Origin of the sequence: Streptomyces sp. GbtcB7, from assembly GCF_019091445.1 — a bacterium.
Classification (GTDB): Bacteria; Actinomycetota; Actinomycetes; order Streptomycetales; family Streptomycetaceae; genus Streptomyces; species Streptomyces mirabilis.
This window is the reverse complement of record NZ_JAGXJM010000751.1, coordinates 1-230: the sequence shown is the minus strand read 5'-3', so window position 1 is coordinate 230 and position 230 is coordinate 1. Positions and strand designations below refer to the sequence as shown.

Below are 230 nucleotides of genomic sequence, written 5' to 3'. Positions count from 1 at the left end.
TGGATCGGCCCGCCCCCGCAGGCCATCCGCGACCTCGGCGACAAGGTCGCCGCCCGCCACATCGCCCAGCGCGCCGGCGCCCCCCTCGTCGCGGGCACCCCCGACCCGGTGTCCGGCGCCGACGAGGTCGTCGCCTTCGCCGAGGAACACGGGCTGCCGATCGCGATCAAGGCCGCCTTCGGCGGCGGCGGACGCGGCCTGAAGGTCGCCCGCACCCTCGAAGAGGTCCC

1 pseudogene is annotated in these 230 nt (G+C 77.4%); it reads left to right on the top strand.

Annotated elements, in window-relative coordinates:
* A pseudogene (locus KVT44_RS57435) lies at window positions 1-230 on the top strand (acetyl-/propionyl-CoA carboxylase subunit alpha); the annotation flags it as partial.